General features: G+C 64.7%; 15 protein-coding genes. 10 read left to right on the forward strand and 5 right to left on the reverse strand.

Annotated features, from left to right (window positions below; translation table 11 throughout):
* Nucleotides 1–47: 47 nt before the first annotated feature.
* The 4 genes from AX729_RS11955 to AX729_RS11970 form a co-directional block, all read right to left on the reverse strand.
* Complete coding sequence (locus AX729_RS11955; RefSeq protein WP_061023219.1) at nt 48–965, reverse strand: branched-chain amino acid ABC transporter permease; 918 nt, start codon at nt 963–965, stop codon at nt 48–50.
* A gap of 394 nt (nt 966–1,359) precedes the next feature.
* Nucleotides 1,360–1,578 carry a hypothetical protein gene (locus AX729_RS11960; RefSeq protein WP_061023220.1) on the reverse strand — a complete coding sequence of 73 codons (219 nt, stop codon included), beginning with the start codon at nt 1,576–1,578 and terminating at the stop codon, nt 1,360–1,362.
* Nucleotide 1,579: 1 nt separating this feature from the next.
* Nucleotides 1,580–2,239: an acyl-homoserine-lactone synthase gene (locus AX729_RS11965; protein WP_061023246.1), complete on the reverse strand. Its 660-nt coding sequence runs from the start codon at nt 2,237–2,239 to the stop codon at nt 1,580–1,582.
* Between the two features lie 82 nt (nt 2,240–2,321).
* Nucleotides 2,322–3,059 (reverse strand): helix-turn-helix transcriptional regulator, encoded by a 738-nt coding sequence (locus AX729_RS11970; RefSeq protein ID WP_061023222.1) that lies wholly within the window; start codon nt 3,057–3,059, stop codon nt 2,322–2,324.
* Nucleotides 3,060–3,218: 159 nt separating this feature from the next.
* Here AX729_RS11970 and AX729_RS39610 point away from each other — a divergent pair, with 159 nt between their 5' ends.
* The 9 genes from AX729_RS39610 to AX729_RS12015 all read left to right on the forward strand — a co-directional run bounded on the left by AX729_RS39610 (nt 3,219) and on the right by AX729_RS12015 (nt 12,059).
* On the forward strand, nt 3,219–3,395 hold the full coding sequence (locus AX729_RS39610) for a hypothetical protein (RefSeq protein WP_061023224.1): 177 nt from the start codon (nt 3,219–3,221) through the stop codon (nt 3,393–3,395).
* 117 nt (nt 3,396–3,512) lie between these two features.
* The gene (locus AX729_RS11980; RefSeq protein ID WP_061023226.1) at nt 3,513–4,451 is read left to right on the forward strand and encodes a LysR family transcriptional regulator; all 939 of its coding nucleotides are present in this window, start codon (nt 3,513–3,515) and stop codon (nt 4,449–4,451) included.
* Nucleotides 4,452–4,583: 132 nt separating this feature from the next.
* On the forward strand, nt 4,584–5,462 hold the full coding sequence (locus AX729_RS11985) for a shikimate dehydrogenase (RefSeq protein ID WP_061023227.1): 879 nt from the start codon (nt 4,584–4,586) through the stop codon (nt 5,460–5,462).
* A gap of 56 nt (nt 5,463–5,518) precedes the next feature.
* Nucleotides 5,519–6,649, forward strand: coding sequence for an ABC transporter substrate-binding protein (locus AX729_RS11990; protein ID WP_061023230.1), 1,131 nt, complete (start codon nt 5,519–5,521; stop codon nt 6,647–6,649).
* Between the two features lie 184 nt (nt 6,650–6,833).
* Nucleotides 6,834–7,709, forward strand: coding sequence for a branched-chain amino acid ABC transporter permease (locus tag AX729_RS11995; protein ID WP_061023232.1), 876 nt, complete (start codon nt 6,834–6,836; stop codon nt 7,707–7,709).
* Nucleotides 7,706–8,704 (forward strand): branched-chain amino acid ABC transporter permease, encoded by a 999-nt coding sequence (locus AX729_RS12000; protein ID WP_061023234.1) that lies wholly within the window; start codon nt 7,706–7,708, stop codon nt 8,702–8,704. Before AX729_RS11995 ends, AX729_RS12000 begins: the two co-directional genes overlap by 4 nt.
* Complete coding sequence (locus AX729_RS12005; RefSeq protein ID WP_061023237.1) at nt 8,701–9,444, forward strand: ABC transporter ATP-binding protein; 744 nt, start codon at nt 8,701–8,703, stop codon at nt 9,442–9,444. The genes AX729_RS12000 and AX729_RS12005 overlap by 4 nt, the downstream gene beginning before the upstream one ends.
* Nucleotides 9,445–9,453: 9 nt before the next feature.
* Nucleotides 9,454–10,191 (forward strand): ABC transporter ATP-binding protein, encoded by a 738-nt coding sequence (locus AX729_RS12010; RefSeq protein WP_061023240.1) that lies wholly within the window; start codon nt 9,454–9,456, stop codon nt 10,189–10,191.
* A complete protein-coding gene (locus tag AX729_RS12015) occupies nt 10,188–12,059 on the forward strand; it encodes a bifunctional sugar phosphate isomerase/epimerase/4-hydroxyphenylpyruvate dioxygenase family protein (protein WP_061023241.1) in 1,872 nt (623 codons plus the stop codon). The genes AX729_RS12010 and AX729_RS12015 overlap by 4 nt, the downstream gene beginning before the upstream one ends.
* 55 nt (nt 12,060–12,114) lie before the next feature.
* Here AX729_RS12015 and AX729_RS12020 read toward each other — a convergent pair whose 3' ends face one another.
* On the reverse strand, nt 12,115–13,287 hold the full coding sequence (locus AX729_RS12020; protein WP_061023243.1) for an ABC transporter substrate-binding protein: 1,173 nt from the start codon (nt 13,285–13,287) through the stop codon (nt 12,115–12,117).
* 296 nt (nt 13,288–13,583) lie between these two features.
* On the opposite strand from AX729_RS12020, the gene AX729_RS12025 reads away from it, so the two are divergent.
* Nucleotides 13,584–14,846 carry an NAD(P)/FAD-dependent oxidoreductase gene (locus tag AX729_RS12025; protein WP_061023244.1) on the forward strand — a complete coding sequence of 421 codons (1,263 nt, stop codon included), beginning with the start codon at nt 13,584–13,586 and terminating at the stop codon, nt 14,844–14,846.
* Nucleotides 14,847–15,050: the final 204 nt, after the last annotated feature.

Below are 15,050 nucleotides of genomic sequence, written 5' to 3' on the forward strand. Positions count from 1 at the left end.
GCCCGCCAGCAAAAGGGCCGTGACGGCCTTGCTCACCGTGAAAGCTTTCATCGACGATTGGCCGGAAATAGCCCCTCCGGCCGCACCACCAGCACGATCGCCATCAACAGATAGATCAGCATGGACGATAGCGCCGGCGCTGCGGTGGAAGCGGCGGCGCCGCTCAGCACCTGCCGCAACAGGTTCGGCAGGAAGGCACGGCCGAGCGTGTCGATCATGCCGACGAAGATCGCGGCCAGGAACGCGCCACGGATCGAGCCGATGCCGCCGATCACGATGATGACGAAGGCGAGGATCAGGATGTTCTCGCCCATGCCGATCTGCACGGTGAGGATGGGCGCCTGCATCAGGCCAGCAAGCCCCGCGAGCGCGGCGCCCAGGCCGAACACCAGCGTGTAGAGCAGCTTGATGTTGATGCCGAGCGCGCCGATCATCTCGCGATTGGAGGCGCCGGCCCGGATCAGCATGCCGATGCGGGTGCGCATCACGCCGAGATAGAGCAGGAGCGCGACCAGCAGCGCCACCGCGATGATGGCGAGGCGATAGGCGGGATAGTGAATGCCGGGCAGGATCGGCACCGGCACGGTCAGCCATGCCGGCAAGGGCAAGGCCAGGCCTGCCGGCCCCCAGATCAGCCGCACGGCCTCGTTGAAGAACAGGATCAGGCCGAAGGTCGCGAGCACATGGTCGAGATGATCGCGGCCATAGAGATGCCGTAGCGCCGTCACCTCCAGCACGATACCGAGCACCAGCGTGGCCCCCAGCGCCATCAGCGCCCCGAGCAGGAAGCTGCCGGTCCAGGCCGCAAAGGTCGCGGCGAAATAGGCGCCCATCATGTAGAGCGAGCCGTGCGCCAGGTTGACGAAATCCATGATCCCGAACACCAGCGTCAGGCCCGCGGCGAGCAGGAACAGCAGCAGGCCGAACTGCAATCCGTTCAAGAACTGTTCGATGACGAGCAGCATCAAGACTCTTTCAGGCGCACGCAGCTTCGCGCCGATGTTCGAACAATGTCGCCATCAGTGAAAGAGCTCCCCCTGCCTCTTCAAGGCCGAAAAATGGGTAATGGCAGTATCGTTCCGAGGCAAGAGCGATTTGACATCAAACATGCACTTTGTTGCATCTCGGCTCAGACGGCGAACGTGTGCCGCAATGCAAGAAGATTGCCGCGCAGCATGGGGCAACCTGCCGCACCCAAAGGAACACCCTCCCTCGGGCTGACCGAAGGAGGGTGCGACCTGCGTCGGAATGTGAGCCTCTAAATCATGATCCGGAAAAGTGTGCAGCGGCTTTCCGAGACCAACATGCTCAAACAGCAATCTGAGGCGCGATGACGATCCATCCCGATCTCATCGCGCTTCAGTGCGGCGTCACCTGCCGGGGAAGCTCGTCCGCTTCGCCGAGCGTGCTGCTCAACGTCGAGGCTTCCAGCGCCGCCATCCGGAACAGATAGGCGAGCGTCGCCAATCCGGAGTCTTCCGCCATCTGCGCCAGCTCGATCGCCATGTCGGTCATGTAGGCGAGGTTCTCGTCCTTGGTTTGCGGCATCCTCTGGCCGTCCCGCATCATGTTCGACATCTCAGGCGCCCTTTCGTGGCGCGGCAGCGAGGCCGCAGAGGTTGGCACGGGCGACGGCGTCCAGACGTGGACCGACCTGCTGCACGACCGAAATCGTGCCGATGCGATCATGCAGCGCATCGAGCGTCTGCGGACCAATGTCGATCATCGCCGCCATGGTCCATGCATTCTCGACCAGGGCCGGCAAACCAAGCGGCGTCACGACGAAGCCGGCCTCATGGAAACGCGGCAACCACCAGGTTTCCATGATCGCGCTGACCTGCGCGATGCCCTGGCCGAGACAAAACTCCTGCACCGCCGCCATGAGCTGCAGATTGAGCGCGCCATCGCGACGATCGCGCACGACGAAATAGCGCGACCATTCCCAGACCAGCGGATTGGCGGGACAGCCCCGCACCGACGCCAGATGCGGGAACACCTCGCTCATCATCGAGGGCTTGGTCGTGGGGTAGAGCCGGTGACCGCCGACGACGCGGCGCCCCTCCAGCGCAAGCAGGTAGACCGTATCCTCGTTGTCGTAGGAATCGATCTCACGGCCATCAGGCCTGCGCAGCGACTCCCAGCGCCGCTCCTCGACGAAAATATCGTGACGCAGCCGGAAATGCTGCTCGAGCACGTCTTCATAAAGGTAGCGATTTACTGCCGAAATTGCATGAATCATGAAAACCTCCATTCGTCTCAATGGAGGCAAGCTCTGCCAAAAGAGGCAGTATCGATATTGGGAAATTTCCCAGTACGTCGGGTCAGGGAGTGATGATCTTGTTCCGAATCGCCAGCGCCACCGCATGCGTACGGTTGACGGCACCGAGCTTGCGCGCAGCGGTTGCAAGATGCTCTTCGGCGGTTCGCTGCGCAATGTGGAGTATCTCGCCGATTTCCCAGGCCGACTTGCCCTGAGACGCCCACGCGATCGCTTCGCGCTCGCGCTGGGTCAGGCGCGTCGAGGGATGAGGCGCCGGCCCGAGCAGACGACGAATGTGGTCGAAGCCATACATCGCCATCAGATGCAGCGCCGGCTTGCTGCGGGCGTTGAGGTCGAGATGAACGCCGCCAAGCGACACCGCGGCCTCATAGCCGGTGAGCCCGTGGATCGGAACGATGAAGCCGCGCGACATGCGAAAATCGCCGGCGCGATTCATGACCTCGGCCGCGTTCGGCTCGAGCTCGGCATCATAGGGCGCCTCCGACCACTCGAACGGATTGACCGATTGCCGGCACAGCCGCACCACCGGGTCGAAGCGGTCGTAGTTGTTCTGGGTATAGAGATCGAACCATCCCGCCGGCCACCGCTTGGCGAGCACCATCTGTGCAAACCGCTGGTCGGGGTTCGGCAGTCCCGTCACGATGATGGTTTCGAAACCGAAGCGGCCGAAGGCCGTTTCGAGCGCGTCCATGGCATCCGGAACCTTGGTGTAGGCGCCAAGCCCCTCGATGAAGTCGAGCGCCTCCCGGCCATAATCTACGGCATCTGCGGCGGACATCGGTGCGTTTCCTGACCCTTGACCTCCCGTATAGCACGTGTGGGGGACTGCCTCAATTTGCGACCCGTAGTTTGCCGGTGTCCGTCGGCTCCGGGATTTGATCTACTTGTGGAGGAAGTGGCATCAGGTTACACCTGAACGCGTTTGAGGAAGACCACGATGGAAGACGAGGACATCGGCTTCGACAGCGTGCTCGGTCTGGAATTGAACCGCGTGTTTCTTGCCGTCCGCGAAACCGCAAACAAGCAGAAGATCATCGAGTTTGCGCGCGAGGTGCTGCAACGCGAGCACACGGAGCCGGCCGAGAGCGTATTGCCCGAAGGCCCGGCAAGCTGAACGCAATTGCTGCAAACGACGCGTCCGGCGGGAGAGACAGACACTTGCCGCTGGATGACATCACGGCTCTCGTGAGATGATCGTGGCCACCATGCTCATCTATCGGATGCCAATCTCATGATGACGCTGCGCCAGGTTGAAGTCATTCGTGCCGTGATGGTGACGGGCACCATCGGCGGTGCGGCGAAGCTGCTCAACGTCTCGGCGCCGGGGATCAGCCGCCTGGTCAAGTATACCGAGCGCTCGCTCGGCATCCGCTTCTTCCAGCGCCAGAACGGACGCTACTTCCCGACGCCGGAAGCCGAGAACATCTTCGAGCAGATCAACGGCGTCTACAAGAAGGTCGACGATCTCTCCGAGATCATCTCCAAGATCGGGCGCGGCGGCCTGTCGGAGCTGCGCATCGGCTCGGTGCCGAGCATCTCGCAGGTGATGGTGCCCCGCGCGATCGAGCGCGTCCGCCGCCGCTATCCCGATCTCGGCATCGACATCAACATCCTCAAGCTCGAGGAAGCCATCGACTATCTCATGCTCGGCCGCGGCGAGTGCGTGGCGATGAGCTACCGGCTGGAGCATTCCGGGCTCGACTTCATGCCGCTCGCCTCGGGCGAGCTTTACTGCATCGTGCCGCCCGGCCACGCGCTCTGCGGCCGCAAGCAGGTCTCCGCCGCCGAGATCACCCGCTATCCGCTCATTGGCATCGATCCGAACGATCCGTACGGCCGGATCATGGCCGAGATCTTCGCGCGCAACCGGCTCGACTACAACATCACCATCCGCGCGCGCTTCGGCACGACGGTCTGCGCGCTGGTGAAGGCGGGGCTCGGCATCGCCATCATTGACCAGTTCACGGTGGCCCATGGCGGCTATCCCGGGATCGAGCTGCTGAAGATCACAGAGCCGACGCGGTTCGACACCTACGTCGCGGTGAAGCGCGGCGCGCCGCTGTCGCTGCATGCCGAGTATTTCATCGAGTCCCTGCGCACAGAGATGCGCGCGGTCGAGCCGTCCCGCGGCAACGGCAAGACCGTTTCGGCACGGAGCCGGAAGAAATAACATAATGTTAGGTTTGCCGGATAAAAGGGTAATTGTGTTAGGCGAAGGAAAGGCTATCGTCGCAGCTGGAATTGCGAGGTTTTCCCCGCTCATGGCCGGGACCGGACGCTCCCAACGAGACGATAGCGAACCATGTCGAAGCGCGGATACGCCGCCAGCAAGAAGCTCCTCACCGGCCTGATCGGCGCGCCGATCGCGCATTCCGCGTCCCCTGCCATGCATGAGCGCGCCGCCGAGGCGCTTGGCCTGCGCGGCCATTACCAGCTCATCGAGGTCGCCGGCGCCGATGCGACCGGCCTCGGCATGCTTCTCGAAGGCGTTCGGCGGCTTGGCTTTGCCGGCGTCAATGTCACCTACCCCTACAAGGAAGCGGTGGTCCCCTTGCTCGACGCGCTGGCACCGGGCGCTGCCGCCATGGGCGCGGTCAACACCGTCGTCGTCAGGGACGGCCGGCTGACGGGCCACAACACCGATACCACGGGTTTCGCCCGGGCGGTGGCGCCACTGCTGGCGCCGTCCGGCAACGCCGTCGCGGTGATTGGCGCCGGCGGCGTTGGCAAGGCCATCGCGTTTGCGCTGGCGAGCCTGAAAGTCGCCGACATCCGCATCTTCGACAGCGAGCCGGCGCGCGCTGAGAAACTCGCCGGGCTGCTCGCCGGGCAAGGCGGCGCGAGGGTGGCTGGAAGCGTCGAGGACGCGCTGGTTGGCGCGACCGGTCTCGTCAACGGCACGCCAGTCGGCATGCTGCCGAGCCGCGACACGCCGGTACCGGCGGCGCTGCTCAGGGCGGACCTGTGGGTCGCCGACGCCGTCTATTCGCCGCTGATCACGCCGCTGCTTGCCGCAGCGCGAGAGAAAGGCGCTCGGATCATGACCGGGCGCGAGCTTGCGATCTACCAGGCCGCCGACGCCTTCGAACTGTTCACCGGCCTTGCCCCATCGACCGAGATCATGGGAGAGGCTTTTGATGCCGTGATGGCTGCGCGCAGCGCCGCCTATCAGGCAGCTTGAGGCAAAGCGGCCGGACACAAGGCCGTTTGCAAGATTCGAAACGGGAGGAGAGGACGATGAAATCAACGCTATTGGTGGGCGCGCTGTTCACCATCATGACCGCAACCAGCGCCCACGCCCAGGCGATCAAGCTCGCCAATGTCGCCGAGCTGTCCGGCGGCGGCGCCACCGTCGGCACCAACTGGAAGAACGGCATCGATCTCGCGATCGAGGAGATCAACGCCAAGGGCGGCGTGCTCGGCCGCAAGCTGGAGGTCACCCACGCCGATTCGCAGTCCAATCCCGGCGTCGCCCGCGCCCAGGTGCAGAAGGCGCTCGACGCCGAGCCCTATGTGCTGCTCGGGCCCGGCTATTCCGGCTCGGTCAAGGTCACCGCGCCGCTCGCGGCCGAAGCCGGCATCGCGCAGATCATGGGCGGCGAAGCCGCCGAACTGACGCAAGGCGGAAACAAATTCCTGTTCCGCACCTCGTTCGGCCAGCAGTCCTCGATGCCGAAGGTCGCAAAGTACATCCATGACGAGATGAAGGCGAAGACGGTGGCCGTGGTCTGGGTCAACAACGATTTCGGTCGCGGCGGACGCGACGTCGTCGTCAAGGAGCTCGACCGGCTCGGCACCAAGGTGGTCGCTGATCTCTCGACCGAAGCCGGCCAGGCCGATTTCGCCGCCGACGTCGGCAAGATCAAGGCCGCCAATCCCGACGCTGTGTTCGTGTACCTGAACGAGGAAGAGAGCGCGCGCATCCTGAAGGAGCTGAAGCGCCAGGGCGTCACTGCGCCGCTGATGGGCGAGACCACCTTGATCGGCCAGAAGGTGATCGATCTCGCCGGCGATGCCGCCAACGGCGCACGCGGCCATGTCGGCCTCACCACGGATGCGCCGGTCGACCTGATCAAGGCGTTCCGCGAGAAGTTCTCCAAGAAGTACAATTACGTGCCCGACCACAACGGCCTGAAGGGCTATCTCGCGGTCTACATGGTGAAGGCGACCACCGAGAAGATGGGCAAGGTCGACCCGAAGAAGTTCGCCGACACGCTGCACGGCCTCACCATCAAGGCCGCCGACGAGCCCGGCATCCTGATGGACGTCACCTTCAGCGACACCGGAGACATCGACCGCCAGAGCTTCCTGGTCGAGGTGGTCGAAGGCAAGCAGGTGGTGAAGCAGGTGCTGCCGAAGGTGAAGTGAGATAGAGCGGAGCGAGCGCCTCGTCCTTCGAGACGACCGCTTTCAGCGGTCTCCTCAGGATGAGGCTCAACCTGCTGCGGAGCGTTTGGTCCTGCAGCCGCGAACTCCGCCCTCATCCTGAGGGCCCGCCAAAGGCGGGCGTCTCGAAGGATGCGTCACGAGAATGCTGTCGCAAGAGGGGAAAATGTCCAATCTGTTCGATCTTCTGGTCGCGGGACTTGCCACCGGCGCGATCTATGCGCTGGTCGCGGTCGGCTTCACGCTGCTGTGGCAGACATCACAGACGATCAATTTCGCCCAGGGCGAGTTCGTGATGCTGCCGGCCTTCCTGATGCTGGCGGCCATGCATGTGGGCGCGCCGTTCTGGCTCGCCATCGTCCTCGGCATCGTGCTCTCCATGATCCTGCTCGGCCTCGCCTTCAAGCTGCTGCTGGTGGATCCGATGATGCGCCATGGCGTGCTGCCGCTCGCAATTGCGACGATGGCGCTCGCGATCGGCATCAAGGAATCGGTGAAGCAATTCTTCAGCGCCGAAGCCCAGCCCTTTCCATCCATCTTGCCGACCGGCGACGTCTCCATTCTCGGCCATGCGGTGGCGCTGCAAAGCATCGGCGTGCTCGTCGTCGCCATCCTCGCGGTGGCTGGTCTGACCACGCTCTTGAACCGCACCTCGCTCGGCCACCAGATGCAGGCCGCTGCGCAGAACCCGACGGTGGCGCGCATCATCGGCGTTCCGGTCGAGCGCATGATCCTGCTGACCTTCCTGATCAACGCTTTCCTTGTGGCGCTGGCCTCGCTGCTGATCACGCCGATCTACCTCGCAAAATTCTCGTCGGGCGAGGTGCTCGGCCAGGCCGCCTTCATCGCCGCGATCGTCGGCGGCTTCAACCAGGTGCGCGGCGCGATCGCCGGCGGTCTCTTGATCGGCGTGCTCGACAATCTCGCGGCCGCCTATGTCTCGACGCAATACCGCGCCGCCGTGCCGATGATCTTCCTGATCGCCGTCATCCTGTTCCGGCCGCAGGGCTTGCTCGGCCGCGCCGAGGAGCGCACGGTATGACCGGTTTCAGCAAACCCCTGAAGATCGCGCTCGGCCTCATCGTCGTCGCCGCGCTGATCATCGTCCCCATGAACTTCAACCGCTATGGACTGTTCATCCTCAGCCAGTGGGCGGTGATGAGCATCGCCGCGATGGGTCTGAACCTCACCCTCGGCTATGCCGGCCAGGTCTCGCTGGCGCAGGGCGCCTTCGTCGGCATCGGCGCCTACGCGGCGGCGATCATGACCACCCATGGCTGGCCGTTGCCTGCGGCGATTCTGGTCGCGATCGTCCTGAGCTTCGCGGTCGGCTGGGTGCTGGGTTATCCGGCGCTGCGCGTGCAGCACCACTACCTCGCCTTCGTCACGCTCGCATTCTCCACCCTCGCCTTCCTGGTGTTCCGCAACGAGAGCTGGCTCACGGGCGGCATCTACGGCATTTCCAACATTCCGCGGCCGCACGTCCTCGGGTTCGCGACCAACAAGCCGCTGCCCTTCTACTATGTCTGCCTGGGCTCGCTCGCGATCGTGTCGCTCGCGGTGTGGTGGCTGATCCGCTCGCCCTGGGGCCGCGCCTTCATGGCGCTGCGCGAAAATCCGCTGCGCGCGCAGTCGCTCGGTGTCGACACCCGCCGCTACACGCTGATGGCGTTCGCGATCGGCTCGGCGCTCGGCGGCGTCGCCGGTGCACTCTACGCGCCGCTGACGCAATATATCGACCCCGTGCCCTTCAACCTCTCGCTCTCTCTCGATCTGTTGATGATGGTGATCGTCGGCGGCGCCGGCTTCTTTTTCGGTCCGTTCCTCGGCGCGATGATCGCGGTGCTGCTGCCGGAATGGCTGCGCTTCACCGAAGGCTATTACCTGATGCTCTACGCGGTCGCCGTGATGCTGCTCCTGATCTGGTCGCCGACCGGCATTCTGGGAATCCTCGACCGCTATCTCGCCGAACGCCGCACCAAGGCGGCCTCCGCGCTGCGCGCCGTCGCGAAATCCCGCCTGGAGACGGCACAATGAGTGCGGTCCTCGAAGTCACGGACATCAAGAAGAACTTCGGCGGCATCAGCGCCGTCGACGGCGTCTCGTTCGAGGTGCGCGAGGGCGAGATCCTCGGCCTGATCGGACCGAACGGCTGCGGCAAGTCGACCCTGTTCAACTGCATCCTCGGCCAGCTCACGCCATCAGGCGGCGAGGTCAAGCTCGACGGCAGGCTCGTCACGGGCCTGCGCCCCGCGGAGCTCAACAAGCTCGGCGTCAGCCGCACCTTCCAGCTCCTGCAGGTGTTTCCGAAGCTCTCGGTGCGCGAGAACCTGATCCTCGCGGGCCAGGAGCACCAGGGCAACATGGCCTCGCGCCTGGTCGGCCGCTCCGATGCCGGGCTGACGGACGCCGCCAACCAGATGATCGGCTTCTTCAAGCTCGACCACCTCGCCGACGAGCCCGCCGGCGGGCTGTCCTATGGCCAGCAAAAGCTGCTCGATGCCGCCATGGCCTTCATGGGCGGGCCGCGCCTGGTGCTGCTCGACGAGCCCGCCGGCGGCGTCAATCCGTCGATGCTGGCGGACCTCAAGGACCGTCTCGTCGCGATCAACCGCGAGAAGAACGCCACCTTCGTGGTGATCGAGCACAACATGGAATTCGTGATGTCGCTGTGCTCGCGCGTGATGGTGATGGCGGAGGGCAAGGTGCTGGCGATGGGCCGGCCGGACGAGGTGCGCAAGAACCCCGCCGTCATCGAAGCCTATCTCGGACATTAGGAGCCGATCATGAGCGACCCGATCCTCTCGGTCCACAATCTCGTCGGCGGCTACGGCAAGATGACGATCCTGAACGGCACCACATTCGCCGTTCCTCAAGCCACGATCACGACGATCATCGGCCCGAACGGCGCCGGCAAGTCCACCGTGTTCAAGGCGATCTTCGGCCTCCTGAAGCTGCGCGACGGCAAGATCAGCTTTGCAGGGCGCGACGTCACGAATCTGAGCCAGCGCGCGCTGCTCAATGCCGGCATCTGCTACGTGCCGCAGGGCCGCAACATTTTTCCCGAGCTGTCGGTTCGCCACAACATCGAGCTCGGCGGCGTTGCCGCCGACAAGGGCCTCGACCTGCCCAGGCGGATCGAGGCGGCGCTCGACCTCTTCCCCGCGCTGCGCCGCAAGTCGACGCAGCAGGCCTCCACACTGTCCGGCGGCGAACAGAAACAGCTCGAGATCGCCCGCTCGCTGCTGCTCGAGCCGAAGCTGGTGCTGATCGACGAGCCCTCGATCGGCCTGTCGCCGCTGATGGTGCAGCAGACCTTCGACATCCTCAGGAGCTTGCGCGACCGCGGCGTCACGATCCTGATGATCGAGCAGAACGCCCGCTCGGCGCTCGAGATCTCCGACATCGGCATCGTGCTCGAGCTCGGCCAGACCCGCATGGTCGACGGCGCGAAGCGCATCTTGAACGATCCGCGGATCGGCCAGCTGTTCCTCGGCGGCGCCATGGAGGAGAGTGCGGCATGAACAAGCGCTCGATCGCCACCGTCTCCCTGTCCGGCGCCCTCGACGAAAAGCTCCGCGCCATCGCAGCCGCCGGCTTCGACGCGGTCGAGATCTTCGAGAACGACCTGCTGTCGTTCGGCGCAGGCCCGCGCGACATCGCAAAGCTCTGCAAGGATCTCGATCTCGCGATCTGCGCGTTCCAGCCGTTTCGCGATTTCGAAGGCATGCCGGAGCCGCAGCGTACGCGCAACTTCGCCCGCGCCGAGCGCAAGTTCGATCTGATGCAGGAGCTCGGCACCGATCTCCTGCTGGTCTGCTCCAACGTCTCGCCCGCCTCGGTCGGCGGCATCGACCGCGCCGCCGAGGATTTTCGCGCGCTCGGCGAGCGCGCCGCCAAGCGCGGCTTGCGCGTCGGCTACGAGGCGCTGGCCTGGGGCCGCCACGTCAACGACTATCGCGATGCCTGGGAGATCGTGCGCCGCGCCGACCATCCTGCGATCGGCGTCATCCTCGACAGCTTTCACGCGCTGGCGCCCGGCTTTCCCACCCGCGCAATGGCCTCGATACCCGGCGACAAGATCTTTCTGGTGCAGCTTGCGGACGCGCCCAAGCTCGAGCTCGACATTCTCTCCTGGAGCCGGCACTTCCGCTCCTTCCCCGGCCAGGGCGACCTGCCGGTCGGCGCGTTCATGGCGGCAATCGCGGCGACCGGTTACGCCGGGCCGCTGTCGCTGGAGATCTTCAACGACCAGTTTCGCGCCGGCTCGGCCACGCAGACCGCGGTGGACGGCCTGCGCTCGCTGATCCTGCTCGAGGACCAGCTGGCGCCGGCTTGGCCGAAGCTTGCCGGCGAGCCGCTGGCGCCGCAGGCCAGGAGCCGCGGCACCGGCTTCATCGAATTCGCCGTCAACGAGACCAAGGCGGGCGAGCTCGCCCGCCTGTTTTCGCAGCTCGGTTTCCGCAAGACCGGCAAGCACCGCAGCAAGGCGGTGGAGCGCTGGTCGCAAGGCAAGGCCGAGCTCGTGATCAATTGCGAGACCGACGGCTTTGCCCATTCGCACTACGTCACCCACGGCCCCGGTGTCTGCGCCATCGCGCTCGATGTCGACAATGCCGGCCTCGCCATGCAGCGGGCCGAGACGCTGAAGGCGCGGACCTTCTACCAGCCGGTCGGGCCGGGCGAGCTGGAAATCCCCGCGATCCACGGCGTCGGCGGCAGCCTGCTCTATTTCCTCGACCAGGCCGGCAAGAACTGGGACATCGACTTCGAGCCCGTCGCGAGCGACGCGCGCGCCGACGCCCTGCTCGCCGTCGACCACATCGCGCAGTCGATGCCCTATGACGAGATGCTGTCCTGGCTGCTGTTCTACACCGGCATCATCGACCTGACGCGGCTGCCGCAGATGGAGATCGCCGATCCCCGCGGCCTCGTGCAGAGCCAGGCGATCGTCAACGGCGACCGGAGCCTGCGCTTCGTGCTCAACGGCTCCTCCGCCAACCGCACGCTGCCGGCGCGCTTCATCTCGGAATTTTTCGGCTCCGGCGTGCAGCACGTCGCCTTCTCATGCCGGGACATCTTTGCGACAGTCGCCGCCATGCGCTCCCGCGGCGCCGACTTCCTGGACATCCCCGACAATTACTACGACGACATCGAAGCCAAATACGACCTCGCCCCCGAGGTGATGGCGAAGCTCCGCACCAACCACATCCTCTACGACCGCGAGGGCGACGGCGAGTTCTTCCAGGTCTACACTCACATCTTCGACGAGCGCTTTTTCTTCGAGATCGTCGAACGAAGGGATTACCAGGGATTTGGCGCGGCCAACGCCGCCATCAGGCTCGCAGCGCAGGCCCGCGAAGTGCGGCCGATGAGCATGCCACGGGTGTGACGGTCACCTTCTCCCACAAGGGGAGAAGGTGCTACGTCGCGCGTGGCTGCAATTGTCACTTCATCTTGCACTTGTCGTGGAAGCGGTCCTGGTCGTTCTCGACGATGGTCGCGACCGTCTTCAGCGCAAGCTGGCCATCGGCGTCCTTGACCACGTCCTGGAGATAGAAGTTCTGCACCGGGATGTGGTTGTTGCCGAACTTGAAGGCGCCGCGTACCGACTTGAAGTTGGCCTTCTCCATCTCGGCCTTCATCGCGTCCTTCTTGCTGGTGTCGCCCTTCACCGCGACAACCGCGCTGTTGATGAGCTGCGCAGCGTCATAGGATTGCGCGCCGTAATAGGTCGGGCGCAGGCCGGGATACTTCTTGCGGTAATCGGCGACGAAGCGCTTGTTCTGCTCGTTGGGCAGGTCGTTGACCCATTGCTGCGCGCCGGGCACTCCGAGCGCGTTCTCCTTCTGGAGCGGCAACGACAGCTCGTCGACGGTGAAGGCGGTGTAGAGCGGCATCGTGCTCTTCAGCCCGGCCTGGGTATATTGATTGAGGAACTGCACGCCGGCGGCGCCGGGGTAGAAGACGAAGATCGACTCGGCGCCCGAGGCGCGCGCCTTGGAGAGCTCGGCGGAGAAGTCGAGCTGGCTCGGCCAGACCGTGTATTCCTCGCCCTTGATCTCGCCCTTGAACGTGCTCTTCAGGCCTGCAAGCATGTCCTTGCCGGCGGCGTAGTTCGGTCCGATCAGGAAGACGCTCTTGACGCCCTTCTGGTTCATGTAGAGGCCCATGGCCTGCGGCGTCTGGTCGTTCTGCCAGGAGGTCGAGAACACGTAAGGCGAGCACAGTTCGCCCGCGAGCTGCGACGGACCGGCATTGGCGGAGATCAGGAACGTCTGCGAATCGACCGCGGTCTTGAGCGAGGCGAGCAGCACGTTCGACCAGATATAGCCGACGATGAAATCGACCTTGTCGGACTGCACCAGCTTCTCGGTTTTCTGCTTGCCGACGTCGGGCTTCTGTCCGTCATCCTCGTAGATCACCTCGACCGGCTTGCCGTCCATCTTGCGTCCGAGATGATCGAGCGCGAGCTCGAAGGAATTGCGCATGTCGTTGCCGATCACGGCGGTCGGGCCGCTGAAGGTCGAGACGAAACCGATCTTGATGGTATCGCCAGCGAATGCCTGATTTGCCAGCACCAGCGCCGCTGCGCCTGCCAGCCAAAATGCCGTCCTCATAACACTCCCCTCCTTATTATCGGTCCCGGAAGCGGGGTGATCGCCGCTCCGGGCCGGTTTCTATTGAACGCAAAATCTGTCGAGCCGCCAATGGCTCAGCGCCCGTCCCTGCACCATATTTCGCCTCGATCGACGATGGCAAGAAATATAATTCTACTCACTTCGGCCAACGTGCGGCGCTTTTTGACGCCAGATCGATACATCAGGCCTATGCGGCCATTGATGACGGCTATTGGACCGCGGCGCCCAATCCGCACTTAAATGAAGACGAGCAGCAGCGAGATTCGAGGTGCATCATGGCCGCAAATCCCCATCGCGTCGTCATCGTCGGCGCCGGCTTCGGCGGGCTGGAGGCGACCTACCGGCTTGCGGGCGCCCCGGTCGAGATCACCCTGATCGACCGCCGCAATCATCATCTGTTCCAGCCGCTGCTCTATCAGGTCGCGACCGCCTCGCTTGCGACCAGCGAGATCGCCTGGCCAATTCGCCATCTCATGCGCGAGCGCCGCGAGGTGACGACGCTGTTTGCCACCGTGAGCGGCGTCGATACGGCGCGTCGCTGCGTGCTGATCGACGACGGCAGCGAGGTGCCATACGACACGCTGGTGCTCGCCACCGGTGCGCGGCACGCCTATTTCGGCCACGACGAATGGGAGCAGTTTGCGCCCGGCCTGAAAACGCTGGAGGATGCGACCACGTTGCGCCGGCACATCCTGCTGGCGTTCGAACGCGCCGAGCGCGAGACCGATCCGGCGAGGCGCGCGGCGCGGCTGACCTTCGTCATCGTCGGCGCCGGCCCGACCGGCGTCGAGCTCGCCGGCACCATCGCCGAGATGGCCCACCACACCCTGCCCGAAGATTTCCGCAACATCGACACGCACAAGGCACGCGTCGTGCTGATCGAGGCGGGCCCACGCGTGCTCGCGGGATTTCCTGACGACCTCTCTGCCTACGCCCAGGCGTCGCTGGAAAAGATCGGCGTCGAGGTCGTGCTCGGCCAGGCCGTCACCGAGATCAATCGTGAGGGAGTCGTGTTCGGCGGCAAGCTGCTCGAGGCGAAGACCAGAATCTGGGCCGCCGGCGTACGCGCGTCGCCCGCGGCCGAATGGCTGGGCGCACCCAGCGACCGCGCCGGGCGCGTGCAGGTCGAAGCCGACCTCACCATTCCCGGCCATCCCGAGATCTTCGCGATCGGCGACACCGTCAGCATCAACGCCTGGAACGGCAAGCCGGTGCCCGGCATCGCGCCGGCCGCCAAGCAGCAGGGCCGCCATGTCGCCGAGACCATCAAGGCACGCCTGCGTGGTGCTGCGACAGGCCCGTTCCGCTACAAGCATGCCGGCAGTCTCGCGCAGATCGGCAAGCGGCTGGCGGTAATCGATTTCGGCCGCATCAAGCTGCGCGGCGCCCTCGCATGGTGGATCTGGGGCATCGCCCACATCTACTTCCTGATCGGCCTGCGCCACCGCCTCAGCGTCGCCTTGAGCTGGCTCTGGATCTACGCGCGAGATCAGCGGGCGGCGCGGCTGATCACGCAGGGATCAAGCAAGGTGGTGTAGGGAAGCTAGCTCGGCGCGCTCGATTACCCTCCCCTGGAGGGGGAGGGTCGCTATGCATGAAGCGAAGCGGAATGCGTAGCGGGGTGGGGTGACGGTCTCTCCACATGGAGCACTGCCCGTGTTGAGAGATCACCCCGCCCCGCTCGCGCTGCGCGCGATCGACCCTCCCCCTCCAGGGGAGGGTGAAGACTGTCTCTTATACAC

It is taken from the genome of Bradyrhizobium sp. CCH5-F6, assembly GCF_001556045.1.
Lineage (GTDB): Bacteria > Pseudomonadota > Alphaproteobacteria > Rhizobiales > Xanthobacteraceae > Bradyrhizobium.

What these genes read in the sequence shown, in the direction of transcription:
- AX729_RS11955 (WP_061023219.1), bottom strand. Translation starts at nt 965, where the DNA reads ATGCTGCTCGTCATCGAACAGTTCTTGAACGGATTGCAGTTCGGCCTG.
- AX729_RS11960 (WP_061023220.1), bottom strand. Translation starts at nt 1,578, where the DNA reads ATGTCGAACATGATGCGGGACGGCCAGAGGATGCCGCAAACCAAGGAC.
- AX729_RS11965 (WP_061023246.1), bottom strand. Translation starts at nt 2,239, where the DNA reads ATGATTCATGCAATTTCGGCAGTAAATCGCTACCTTTATGAAGACGTG.
- AX729_RS11970 (WP_061023222.1), bottom strand. Translation starts at nt 3,059, where the DNA reads ATGTCCGCCGCAGATGCCGTAGATTATGGCCGGGAGGCGCTCGACTTC.
- AX729_RS39610 (WP_061023224.1), top strand. Translation starts at nt 3,219, where the DNA reads ATGGAAGACGAGGACATCGGCTTCGACAGCGTGCTCGGTCTGGAATTG.
- AX729_RS11980 (WP_061023226.1), top strand. Translation starts at nt 3,513, where the DNA reads ATGATGACGCTGCGCCAGGTTGAAGTCATTCGTGCCGTGATGGTGACG.
- AX729_RS11985 (WP_061023227.1), top strand. Translation starts at nt 4,584, where the DNA reads ATGTCGAAGCGCGGATACGCCGCCAGCAAGAAGCTCCTCACCGGCCTG.
- AX729_RS11990 (WP_061023230.1), top strand. Translation starts at nt 5,519, where the DNA reads ATGAAATCAACGCTATTGGTGGGCGCGCTGTTCACCATCATGACCGCA.
- AX729_RS11995 (WP_061023232.1), top strand. Translation starts at nt 6,834, where the DNA reads ATGTCCAATCTGTTCGATCTTCTGGTCGCGGGACTTGCCACCGGCGCG.
- AX729_RS12000 (WP_061023234.1), top strand. Translation starts at nt 7,706, where the DNA reads ATGACCGGTTTCAGCAAACCCCTGAAGATCGCGCTCGGCCTCATCGTC.
- AX729_RS12005 (WP_061023237.1), top strand. Translation starts at nt 8,701, where the DNA reads ATGAGTGCGGTCCTCGAAGTCACGGACATCAAGAAGAACTTCGGCGGC.
- AX729_RS12010 (WP_061023240.1), top strand. Translation starts at nt 9,454, where the DNA reads ATGAGCGACCCGATCCTCTCGGTCCACAATCTCGTCGGCGGCTACGGC.
- AX729_RS12015 (WP_061023241.1), top strand. Translation starts at nt 10,188, where the DNA reads ATGAACAAGCGCTCGATCGCCACCGTCTCCCTGTCCGGCGCCCTCGAC.
- AX729_RS12020 (WP_061023243.1), bottom strand. Translation starts at nt 13,287, where the DNA reads ATGAGGACGGCATTTTGGCTGGCAGGCGCAGCGGCGCTGGTGCTGGCA.
- AX729_RS12025 (WP_061023244.1), top strand. Translation starts at nt 13,584, where the DNA reads ATGGCCGCAAATCCCCATCGCGTCGTCATCGTCGGCGCCGGCTTCGGC.